Source organism: Porphyromonas endodontalis ATCC 35406, from assembly GCF_000174815.1.
GTDB classification, from domain to species: Bacteria; Bacteroidota; Bacteroidia; order Bacteroidales; family Porphyromonadaceae; genus Porphyromonas; species Porphyromonas endodontalis.
Map to the genome: position 1 here is coordinate 1 of NZ_ACNN01000019.1, position 10707 is coordinate 10707.

Genomic DNA, 10707 nt, shown 5'->3' on the forward strand with positions numbered 1-10707 from the left:
AGAAGAAGAGCTATCTGTCTGGGGTATATTACTATCTAAGTAAATCTCTTTTGGGTACTCCACATGAGCCAGAAAAAGGGCTTCTCCACGCACGGAGGCTCCTGCTCTATTACGATCTTGAGCACGAATAATCTCTATAATATCTTCCGGAGCAAGGGTTGAAGCCCCTACCTCTAAGAGAGTGCCCACAATGGCACGTACCATATTGCGTAAAAAGCGATTGGCAGTTATACTAAATTGCCAAGTAGAAGGGTAGGACGAGGGGGACCAAAAAGCCTCCTGTATCGTACATATATTAGTATGCGTATCGGTATGCAGACGACTAAAGCTGGTAAAGTCGTGCGTCCCAAGGAGGTATTGAGCAGCTTGGTTCATCTTCTCAATGTCAGGAAAAGGGCGCACCGGTAGCACCCATTGCCGGTTGAAGGGATCGCGTTCTTCTGCTATGAAGTAGAGATAGCGGCGGGATATTGCATCGAAGCGTGCGTGGGCAGAAGGCTGCACCGGTCTAATGCTCCGGATGTTTATGTTATGAGGTAAGATGCCATTGAGACTTTTGCGCCAGCGATAAGGTGTTCCCTTTGCAGTCTCGGGTATATCCACATGAGCCGGCAAGGAGTAAGCATTCACCCCCGCATCGGTACGACCTGCCCCTACAATAGAGATAGGGGTGCGGAAGAGAAGGGATAAAGCCTCCTCTATCACTTGCTGCACGGCAAGCCCATTGGGTTGGCGTTGCCAACCACAGTAGCTACTTCCATCGAAGGCTATGTCTAAGAAATAGCGAGGCATAGAGAGCTACTTTTTGGACTTGGTAGCCGTTCGTTTGCTGGTCGAACCTTTGCGAGTACCTGATGGATGACCATCCTTCATAATATTGAGGCACTCTTCGTAAGTAAGTTCGGCTGCCCGCTCTTTTTGCTCTTTGCTTAGTTTATAGTTTTCCTTTCCATGTTTGAGGAAAGGACCAAAACGTCCCGTACGTATGGTGAGTTCCGGATCCTCAGAGAACCTCTTTAGCTCAGCTTTTATCTCCTCTTCACGCTTCGCCTGTATGAGTGCTATACACTCATCTAGGGTGATGGAAAGGGGATCGTATTGCTTAGGGATAGAGGTAAACTTGCCGGCATGTTGAATGTAGGGACCGAAGCGACCCGAAGCCACTTTTACGTCATTCCCCTCAAATTGCCCTGGGGTACGAGGTAGTTTGAAGAGGTCTAGAGCCTCCTCCAGCGTAATGGTTTGGATGGACTGCCCCTCCCGTAGTGATGCAAAGCTAGCTTTTTCGGTAGGCGTGTTCTCGCCTATTTGTACCAAAGGACCATAACGGCCAATACGCGCCATTACAGCCTTATTTGTGGAGGGATCAACGCCTAAAAGCCTTTCTCCTCTAGCGTGATTGTCAAAAGATTCTAGAGCCGTCTCCACCATGGGATGGAAGAGAGTGTAGAAATGTTCCATGGTGTTGGTCCAAATCTCTTTCCCTTCGGCTATTCTGTCGAAGAGCCCTTCTACTTGAGCCGTAAAGTTGTAATCGATAACCTTTGGGAAGTTCTCTACAAGAAAATCATTCACCACAATCCCGATGTCTGTGGGGAGAAGTTTGCCCTTATCGGCTCCTATTTTCTCCGTACGTATCTTGAGAGTAGGTGTTGGATGCTGGGCGTTGCAGATATAGTCGTGATACTGATGTTCGGTGCCATTACCGGTCCCTTTTTGTACGTACTCTCTAGCTTGTATAACTTGTATTGTGGGGGCATAAGTAGAGGGTCGACCGATGCCAAGCTCTTCTAGTCGACGTACGAGAGAGGCCTCTGAGTAACGAGCCGGAGCACGTGTTATATGCTCTGTAGCAACGAGCTCTTGGGTGTTGAGCAATTCTCCCTTACTAAGAGTCGGGAGTTGATGGGAATTATTCTTTTCTTCCTCTTCGTCGCTATGAGAGGCATAGTCGTAGGCTTTGAGAAATCCCTCGAAGCGGATCACCTCCCCCTCTGCTACGAAAACGTCGTTAGAGGTCTGACCCCTAAAGGTTGCCGTTGTCTTCTCCAAAACGACATCTGCCATCTGGGAGGCTAGGGTTCGTTTATGGATCATTTCGTAGAGTTTTTGCTCTTGGGGAGTACCTGAGATACTCTCTTTGCTTAGATCAGTAGGGCGGATAGCTTCGTGTGCCTCTTGTGCTCCCTTACTCTTTGTCTTGTACTTCCGTAGTTGGTAGTAGCTCTCGCCCCATCGCTCTTTTATGGCTTTGGCAGCACTATTGAGTGCCAACGTGGAGAGGTTAACGGAGTCCGTTCGCATATAGGTAATGTGCCCCGATTCATAGAGTTTTTGGGCTATACGCATGGTTGTCCCCACGGTGTACCCTAGTTTTCGAGCAGCCTCTTGTTGCAGGGTAGAGGTGGTAAAGGGGGCCGCAGGAGAGCGTTTCCCGGGTTTACTCACGAGACTCAGTACCTCCATCTCTTGAGCGCTGTTACGGCTTAGGAAATTCTTGGCTTCTTCCGCGGTATCAAATGTTTTTTCTGCAATGGCTTGCAGGGTTTCCCCTTCCGTTTGTTTGCAAAGAGACGCTATAACTTTATACGAAGAAGAAGGACTGAATTGCTGAATCTCTCGCTCTCTATCCACTATGAGACGGACGGCTACCGACTGTACACGTCCTGCTGAGAGAGCCGGTTTGATACGCTTCCATAGGATGGGAGAAAGCTCAAATCCTACGATGCGGTCAAGTACGCGGCGGGCTTGTTGGGCATCTACAAGGTTGAGGTCAATATCCCGAGGATGGGCAATAGCATAGTCTATTGCTTGCTGTGTTATTTCGTGGAAAACAATCCTTTTTGTTGGTTTCCCTGCACGTTCTAGCACCTCATACAGATGCCAAGCGATAGCCTCTCCCTCGCGGTCTTCATCGGATGCTAACCATACCATCTCGGCATTGTCGGCTGCGTGTTTTAGGTCTCGTACTACAGCAAGTTTATCCTTACTTACAATGTAGTTGGGGGCGAATTGTTGGGAAATATCTATACCTAATCCACTCTTTTTTAAGTCGCGAATATGTCCGTAGCTTGAGAGTACTCGGAAGCCTTTCCCAAGAAATTTCTCTATCGTCTTAGCTTTGGCAGGTGATTCGACAATCACGAGGTTAGGGGTCTTTTGCATCGCTTTTCCGTATTTTGCGACAAAGGTAATAGGTTCATGCGAACTAGAAAAGTCTCTGCGAGAGCAGAGACGCTTACGCTTGTTCTCCAAAAATCCCCTTGGCGCCTTCTCTCTGAGGAGGATTGTCGCCAATGAGTAGAAGTGCAAGATACTTATTCAATCTTCTCGCTAGAGATTGTGAGAGCTTGATTGCTTATATAATGAGTAGTAAAAGAATTTGTGCCGTGATGATCCGTAGAAACATAGAGAGAGGGTAGACCGTAGCATAGCTTACATTGTGGCTATCATCGTGTACTTTATCTGTAAGATAATCTAGAGCCATGGGGTTGGCCATGCTCCCACACAGCATCCCGCAAGTAGCTCCATAGGAGCGACGGGAAAACTTCATGGCAATCCAGCCGACGATCAATATGGGTAGAATGGTGATAACTGCCCCTATCAGCACCCACTGCCAGCCATTGCCGTGTACAATGGTATCGAAGAAATTCGCTCCACTTGCCAGCCCTAGGCAGCCTAGATACATCACGATACCAAGTTGGCGCAGTAGCAAACTTGCACTATTGGTTATGTAGGTCGAGAGTCGGAAGCGAGGCCCGTATGCTCCCATTAGAATTCCTATGACAATAGGGCCTCCGGCCAATCCTAGTTTTATGGGCATGGAGATACCTGGGATAAATATAGGAATTGATCCAACGACGCACCCTAGTACCAATCCTACAAATAGGCTAATCAGATTGGGGACATCAAGTACGCCTACTTCATCTCCAATCTTCTCTTTGGCATTGGCGATAGCGTTGGCTTCTCCTACCACAATGAGTCGGTCTCCTAACTGAAGGCGGAGAGAGGGCGAGGCAAATAGCTCAATACCGGATCTATAGATGCGCGTTATATTAATATCGTAGAGATTACGGAGCTTGAGAGAGCCTAGCTTTTCTCCATTAAGATCGGGGCGCGTAACGATGAGTCTTTTGGAGACGAGTTGTTTGTCTACAGCGTTCCAATCAATGTCTTCTCGGTTCCAGTCTTTTGAAGCCTTGGTGCCAAAAAGCATTTCTATCGTTCGAACATCCTCTTTGTGCGAAGCAACAAGTAGATGATCCCCTTCCGTAATAATGGTTTGGGAAGTGGGTAAAACAACAGCTCCGTTGTGCCAAATACGGGAAATAACGAACTTGGCATCCACATCGTGTGCAATAGCTGCAATGGTGCGTCCTAGGATGGCAGGGTTATTGGCAATAAACTCATTGATAAAAGTATTGTGCTGCATGGCAGAAGAGCCTTTCTCCTCCCCTTTTTTGCGAAGAGCTCCGAGAATCACCATCCCGAGGATCATCCCTACAACCCCCAATGGGTAAGCTACGGCACATGCTAGAGCCATATTGGATTGAGCACCTGTGGAGCCGGGGTCAATGCCGGCAAGTGTGCTTTGTGCTGCTGCCAATACCGGAGTGTTAGTTACTGCCCCAGACATGATACCAATTACTTCTGTTATGGGAATGCCGACCACTGCATAAATGCCCCAACAGAGCACAAGGGTAATGCCAATTAGTAGTACAGAGAGAAGATTATCTGTAATACCTCCTTTTTTGAGCGAGGGGAAAAAGGAGGGACCAACTTGTACTCCCAGCGAATAGATAAAGAGTACCAATCCAAAGTTTTGTGCAAAGGTGAGCATTGTGGGATCTACTCGCAACCCAAAATGTGCAGCTAGGATGCCCACGAAGAATACAAAGGTAATCCCGAGGGATATCTTGCCCATTTTTATTTTTGCCAGCATCAGCCCTATGGCACAAACAAGGCAAATGGCAATAATGGTTTGTATGTCGGACGGTGTCCAAAAAACCTCTTTAATCCAATCAATCATAGCCCAAAAAGGAATGTCTTTTGCCCAACCTCCTAATATGGGAAGGGGGCGTTTCGCTTATATCCCAATAAAAGAACCGACCTCCAGACCCTTATTTTGCAGGGTTTAGAGGTCGGTAATGTTGTGTAAATATCATATCGCTAAGGGTACTGCTAACCTTTGTCTGTGCAACTTTCGACTATAGTGCGATACTATAGGGTGCCGAGAGTAAGGCCTACCCCCTCCTAAAGGAGCGAGAGCGATACTTATATTCTAGCTTATGCTTCTGTAGTAGCGTCTGGAGTTTCTGTAACTTCGGGAGCTGCTTCTATAGCAGGAGCTGCTTCTACGATCTCCTCCTTCTTGATTTCGAGTTCCTGATAGTTTTCAGAAAGAACCTCAAAAGGAATGCTTACTTGCACTTCTTTGTGGAGACGGAGTTGGCACTCATAGTTCCCAACTTCCTTCACGGGATTCTTTAGATAGATGCTCTTACGATCGATCTCAAAGCCTTTTTCTTGGAGAGCTTCTGCGAGTTGGATACTCGTAACGCTACCAAAGATAACACCAAACTTAGATGTTTTAGCCTTGAGCGAGAGAGTAACACCCTCTAGTTTAGCAGCAAGATCTTCAGCAGCTTTCTTGATAGCTGCAAGCTTGTGCTGACGCTGGCGGAGGCTTTCGGCAAGCACCTTCTTAGCAGATTCGCTGGCTATAACAGCCATGCCACGAGGGATCAGATAGTTGCGACCATATCCGTCGCGAACGGTTACAATATCGTCCTTATACCCAAGGTTGAGGACGTCTTCCTTTAATATAACTTGCATATGTTTCTATCTCCTCTCTTTGTTATTTCATCAAGTCGGTAACGAAAGGCAAAAGAGCCAAATGACGGGCACGCTTTACAGCACGAGCTATGCGGCGCTGGAATTTGAGCGAAGTCCCAGTGATGCGACGAGGCAAAATACGTCCCTGCTCGTTGAGAAATTTCTTAAGGAATTCGGGGTCTTTATAGTCGATGTACTTGATGCCACTTTTCTTAAAACGGCAATACTTCTTCTTGTTAGAATCCACCGACATGGGGGTTAGATAGCGGATATCGCCCTTATTTTTACTATACATGGCTTATTGATTTGTTGACTTGTTAGACTTGAGATTTCTGCGCTTCTCGGCATACTCACGAGCGAACTTATCCTGACGGATAGTGAGGAAACGCAAAACGCGTTCGTCGCGACGGAAGTTTACTTCGAGCTTCTTGATCACAGAGGGTTCTGCGTTAAACTCAACAAATTGATAGAAGCCTGTTGTCTTCTTGTCAATGGGGTACGCAAGCATCTTGAGTCCCCAGTTTTCTTCGTTCACGATCTCAGAACCTTGTTCTTTGAGAAGATCGACGAACTTCTGTACCGTTTCCTTCATCTGTTGATCAGACAAAACGGGAGTAAGGATGAAAACGGTTTCGTAACTGTTCATACTGACGTTTCTATTAATGATTTACATTCACATTTCGGGTGCAAAGGTACTACAAATATTTGAATCTTAGGCACTCTCTATGTCTAAAGTCCTAGGAAGCTCTTTCTAGCTTTAGGAGTTTAGTCTCTAGGTCGTTGGCTTCGTCCCTCAGTCTTGCAGCCTCCGAGAAGTCGAGAGCTTTTGCTGCTTCGTACATTTTCTTGCGAGTGCTGTCGAGTAGGCTTCGGAGTTGAGATGCGCTAAGATACTCTACCATAGGATCTTTTGTTGGTATGCTGGACTCAATGTAGGCTTGGGCGGGGAGTGTAGAGGGGAGGTCACCTCCAGAGACTAGGCTTATCCCCGATTTGACTACTTGACGGGGCGTTATGTTGTTCGCTTTGTTGTAGGCGAGTTGCCGCTCTCTGCGGTCTGCAGTCTCATCGATAGTTTGCTGCATGCTCTCTGTAACCTTATCAGCATAGAAAAGTACCTTCCCTTCTACATGTCGAGCAGCGCGACCTGCTGTTTGGGTGAGGGAGCGGTGCGAACGTAAGAATCCCTCTTTATCGGCATCGAGTATAGCAACGAGGGAGACTTCGGGAAGGTCCAGTCCTTCTCGGAGGAGATTGACCCCCACCAACACGTCAAATACTCCTTTGCGTAGCTCGTCGAGGATGCGTATTCGCTCCAATGTGTCTACATCGCTGTGGATATAGGCCGTAGCTATGCCGGCTCTCTGGAGGTATTCGCTCAACTCTTCTGCCATTCGTTTGGTAAGGGTTGTGACCAACACTCTTTGATGCCGTTCTCTTCTCTGTTGTATCTCTTCCATGAGGTCGTCTACTTGGTGTTCTGTGGGTCTGACCTCTATGATAGGATCTGGCAAGCCCGTGGGGCGTATGATTTGTTCTATGATTACCCCCTCACTTTCTTCTAGTTCGTACTCGGCAGGTGTTGCACTTATATATATAGTGGAGGGGGTGAGTTCCCTAAATTCATCGAATGTGAGGGGGCGATTGTCTAGGGCAGCAGGGAGGCGAAATCCATAATCGACAAGAGAGGTTTTCCTAGCCTTGTCACCCCCATACATGGCTCGCACTTGGGGTATGGTTACATGGCTTTCGTCTACTACGAGCAGGAAATCTTGAGGAAAATAATCGAGGAGACAGAAGGGACGTGCTCCTGCACTTCGCCCATCGAAGTAGCGAGAGTAGTTCTCAATGCCGGTACAATAGCCGATCTCGCTTATCATCTCTACGTCGTACTTTACACGCTCTTGCAGGCGAGTTGCTTCGTAGTGTTTCTCCATGCTTTCTAATTCTGCAACACGGAGAGCAAGATCCTTTTTAATCTCTTCGATGGCCTGCTTTGTCTGCTCTTTGGTGGTGACAAATAGGTTGGCAGGGTAAATGCTTAGGTTGTCTAGTTCTCCCTGTATAGTACCGGAGACGGGGTGGATAACTGAGAGAGAGTCTATTTCGTCATCCCAATATTCTACCCTATATGCCACACCATCATATCCTTCTATTGCCGGAAAAATATCGATCGTATCGCCATTCACTCGGAAGCTTCCTGAGGTGAAATCTACTTTGTTATTGATATAATAGCTTGCAGCCAAGTCGCGCATGAGCCGACTCCTCGGGTAGGTCATCCCTCGTTTTAATGTGATGATACAATCCGAAAAAACATGAGGATCGGCCATACCATATAAACATGATACCGATGATACAACAATCACATCCCTCCGGCCGGATAGTAGAGATGCCGTAGTGCGTAGGCGCATCTTTTCTATCTCGGCATTGATAGCCATGTCCTTTTCTATGTATGTGTCTGTAGTTGCTAGGTAAGCTTCGGGTTGGTAGTAGTCGTAGTATGAGACAAAGTATTCTACGGCATTGTGTGGGAAAAAGGCTTTGAACTCGCTATATAATTGTGCTGCCAAGGTTTTGTTGTGGCTTACAATAAGAGTGGGACGATTTGCTTGCGCTATTACGTTGGCGATGGTGAAGGTTTTCCCAGAGCCTGTGACCCCAAGGAGAGTTTGTGCCGGTATGTTTTGCTTGAGCCCTGCGACAAGCTGGCTGATGGCTTCCGGTTGATCACCTGTTGGCTTGTATTGGCTTGTTAGTTCAAAGTTCATAAGGCAGGAGATTTGTAGACGATTGGAAATGATGTCCTATAAAGAAAGAATCCTCTCCAAAATGCCATCATAGCACTGGGAGAGGATTTTCCACTATCACTTTTGAGCCTCTTGTCGGATTCGAACCAACGACCCCGAGATTACAAATCACGTGCTCTGGCCAACTGAGCTAAAGAGGCATTCATAGGGTTGGGGTGAGCAACCTATATCGCGTCGCTACAACCTGCTACCCTTGCTGCGATCAAGCCCTGGGGGGATCACAAGGAGCTGACCGTATAGGACTCACCCGCGAGTGCAAAGGTACTGCTTTTTTTTATTCCTGCAATACCTCGGTAGTGTAAGGAGAGATCTAGGCTCTAGATTCTTTTCTTTTATCTGTTTCTCTTGTTTGATATTCAGTCGATTATGAAAATATTAGAACATAAAAGTTTTTCTGAATTATTTGAGCCCATGTACTTTGTTAGGGTTGGACTTGACAAAATCGGACCAGTTTCGGATGACTTTGTCTGACGAAGCGAGGGTGTTGCTCGTCTGATAGAAGTGGCAGAGGGCTACTGCAAGGCCGTCTGTGGCATCAAGATGTTTGGGCATATCGGCTGCCGGAATGGCGAGTATTCTCTGGAGCATCGCTGCTACTTGCTCCTTGGATGCGGATCCGCTCCCCGTGATAGATTGCTTTATGCGTAGCGGAGCATATTCCGTAATAGGTAATCCGCGCTGTAGCCCTGCTATCATGGCGGCGCCTTGTGCCCTCCCAAGTTTGAGCATACTCTGTACGTTCTTTCCGTAAAATGGGGCCTCGAGGGCCATCTCATCGGGTAAGAACTCTTCGATCAGGCCGGTAATTCGATTGAAGATATGGCTTAGGCGGAGGTAATGATCTTCGTATTTGCTAAGTTCGATTACACCTAGTGCTAGCAGTTTTGGTTGAGATGCAGTAATGCGAATCAATCCATATCCCATGAGTTGCGTCCCTGGGTCTACTCCTAATATAATTCGCTCCTTTGCATGTGCCATCTTTTTCTTGTCTTTTTTCTCCCTGCAAAGATAATCTCTTCTTTCAACGAATGAGAAAGGGGGAGGGGAGTACGGTTTTTATTCTTACCCTTTCTTTGCAAGGGTGTAGCATCTAAAAAGAAAAGAGCTGCATCAGGTTTAATCCCAACACAGCTCTCTCTATAGATGAAAAAGTAACTTCTAGTTCTTCATCTCTTCCCTTTTGGGAAAGCCCATCTCTTCTTTTCTCGGAGAGACTTATAGGGAGGGGAAGAACCGGATACTCTTACTTAAAGTATTCTTGTACAGCTTCGTTAAGCACCATCTCCTCCTGGAAGCAATATGCACCCGTCTTAGGAGACTTTACCATCTTGATTACCTTAGAATAGGCGCGGCCATCTTTACTACCGCTTCTAAAAGTTGCAACGGATTTCTTTGCCATTTCTTTTCTCTCCTATATTTACTTAATCTCGCGGTGAAGAGTATAACGCTTAAGGATAGGGTTATACTTCTTTAGCTCCAAACGGTTGGTTGTATTTTTACGATTCTTAGTGGTGATATAACGAGAAGTGCCCGGCATACCACTTTCTTTATGCTCTGTGCATTCGAGGATTACTTGTATGCGATTCCCCTTTGCTTTTTTAGTTGCCATATTGATTCTTTGCTATTGCTGCCTATGAATTTATGCGCCTATATATCCTTTTTCTGCGGCACGCTTTAGAGCTTCGTTAAGACCGATTTTATTGATCAAACGAAGACCATCTGCTGAAACCTTGAGGCGGATCCAGCAATCTTGTTCCGGCCAATAAAACTTCTTCTCGAATAGGTTTACATTGAAGACACGCTTCGTCTTATGATTAGAGTGCGATACATTGTTTCCTACCATCGCACGCTTACCTGTAATTTGACAAGCCTTAGACATCTCTTTGTATAGTCGTTATTTCTTATAATACTCATTGTCAATTACTTGCTGTGCATACTGCCGTCCGGTACGAAGTTTAGCATCATTACCTCTATACGATCAAGCGCCCATGCAGAGCCGTAATCGGGTGCAAAGTAAAGCATTTTTTTTGAGATGACCAAGTTTCTCACTCGTGTTTTTCGGTTT

11 protein-coding genes and 1 tRNA gene are annotated in these 10707 nt (G+C 46.6%); all 12 read right to left on the bottom strand.

Going from position 1 to position 10707, the window contains the following annotated elements:
* Window positions 1-792: tRNA pseudouridine(38-40) synthase TruA (truA, locus tag POREN0001_RS04315; protein WP_004333466.1), on the bottom strand; the 792-nt coding region annotated here is incomplete at its 3' end.
* A 6-nt stretch (window positions 793-798) separates the two neighbouring features.
* On the bottom strand, window positions 799-3165 hold the full coding sequence (topA, locus tag POREN0001_RS04320; protein ID WP_040580726.1) for a type I DNA topoisomerase: 2367 nt from the start codon (window positions 3163-3165) through the stop codon (window positions 799-801).
* A 193-nt stretch (window positions 3166-3358) separates the two neighbouring features.
* Window positions 3359-5029, bottom strand: a complete 1671-nt coding sequence (locus POREN0001_RS04325) for a putative transporter (protein ID WP_004333482.1) — start codon at window positions 5027-5029, stop codon at window positions 3359-3361.
* A gap of 257 nt (window positions 5030-5286) precedes the next feature.
* Window positions 5287-5835, bottom strand: coding sequence for a 50S ribosomal protein L9 (gene rplI, locus POREN0001_RS04330; RefSeq protein ID WP_004333486.1), 549 nt, complete (start codon window positions 5833-5835; stop codon window positions 5287-5289).
* Window positions 5836-5857: 22 nt separating this feature from the next.
* Window positions 5858-6130 carry a 30S ribosomal protein S18 gene (rpsR, locus tag POREN0001_RS04335; RefSeq protein ID WP_004333478.1) on the bottom strand — a complete coding sequence of 91 codons (273 nt, stop codon included), beginning with the start codon at window positions 6128-6130 and terminating at the stop codon, window positions 5858-5860.
* Between the two features lie 3 nt (window positions 6131-6133).
* Window positions 6134-6481, bottom strand: a complete 348-nt coding sequence (gene rpsF / locus POREN0001_RS04340; protein ID WP_004333484.1) for a 30S ribosomal protein S6 — start codon at window positions 6479-6481, stop codon at window positions 6134-6136.
* Window positions 6482-6572: 91 nt separating this feature from the next.
* On the bottom strand, window positions 6573-8603 hold the full coding sequence (gene uvrB / locus POREN0001_RS04345; protein WP_004333475.1) for an excinuclease ABC subunit UvrB: 2031 nt from the start codon (window positions 8601-8603) through the stop codon (window positions 6573-6575).
* A gap of 105 nt (window positions 8604-8708) precedes the next feature.
* Window positions 8709-8782 (bottom strand) — tRNA-Thr (locus POREN0001_RS04350).
* 259 nt (window positions 8783-9041) lie between these two features.
* Window positions 9042-9620: a crossover junction endodeoxyribonuclease RuvC gene (ruvC, locus tag POREN0001_RS04355; RefSeq protein ID WP_004333480.1), complete on the bottom strand. Its 579-nt coding sequence runs from the start codon at window positions 9618-9620 to the stop codon at window positions 9042-9044.
* A 265-nt stretch (window positions 9621-9885) separates the two neighbouring features.
* Window positions 9886-10041, bottom strand: a complete 156-nt coding sequence (locus POREN0001_RS09265) for a DUF4295 domain-containing protein (protein WP_004333473.1) — start codon at window positions 10039-10041, stop codon at window positions 9886-9888.
* A gap of 18 nt (window positions 10042-10059) precedes the next feature.
* Entirely contained in the window at window positions 10060-10251 is a 192-nt protein-coding gene (rpmG, locus tag POREN0001_RS04360) for a 50S ribosomal protein L33 (protein WP_004333464.1), read from the bottom strand.
* Between the two features lie 30 nt (window positions 10252-10281).
* Window positions 10282-10521 carry a 50S ribosomal protein L28 gene (gene rpmB / locus POREN0001_RS04365; protein ID WP_004333471.1) on the bottom strand — a complete coding sequence of 80 codons (240 nt, stop codon included), beginning with the start codon at window positions 10519-10521 and terminating at the stop codon, window positions 10282-10284.
* Window positions 10522-10707: the final 186 nt, after the last annotated feature.

Bases quoted from the DNA above. Each gene is read 5' to 3' on its own strand.
- POREN0001_RS09265 (WP_004333473.1), bottom strand. From the start codon at position 10,041: ATGGCAAAGAAATCCGTTGCAACTTTTAGAAGCGGTAGTAAAGATGGC.
- topA (WP_040580726.1), bottom strand. From the start codon at position 3,165: ATGCAAAAGACCCCTAACCTCGTGATTGTCGAATCACCTGCCAAAGCT.
- rpsR (WP_004333478.1), bottom strand. From the start codon at position 6,130: ATGTATAGTAAAAATAAGGGCGATATCCGCTATCTAACCCCCATGTCG.
- rpmG (WP_004333464.1), bottom strand. From the start codon at position 10,251: ATGGCAACTAAAAAAGCAAAGGGGAATCGCATACAAGTAATCCTCGAA.
- uvrB (WP_004333475.1), bottom strand. From the start codon at position 8,603: ATGAACTTTGAACTAACAAGCCAATACAAGCCAACAGGTGATCAACCG.
- rpmB (WP_004333471.1), bottom strand. From the start codon at position 10,521: ATGTCTAAGGCTTGTCAAATTACAGGTAAGCGTGCGATGGTAGGAAAC.
- rplI (WP_004333486.1), bottom strand. From the start codon at position 5,835: ATGCAAGTTATATTAAAGGAAGACGTCCTCAACCTTGGGTATAAGGAC.
- ruvC (WP_004333480.1), bottom strand. From the start codon at position 9,620: ATGGCACATGCAAAGGAGCGAATTATATTAGGAGTAGACCCAGGGACG.
- rpsF (WP_004333484.1), bottom strand. From the start codon at position 6,481: ATGAACAGTTACGAAACCGTTTTCATCCTTACTCCCGTTTTGTCTGAT.
- POREN0001_RS04325 (WP_004333482.1), bottom strand. From the start codon at position 5,029: ATGATTGATTGGATTAAAGAGGTTTTTTGGACACCGTCCGACATACAA.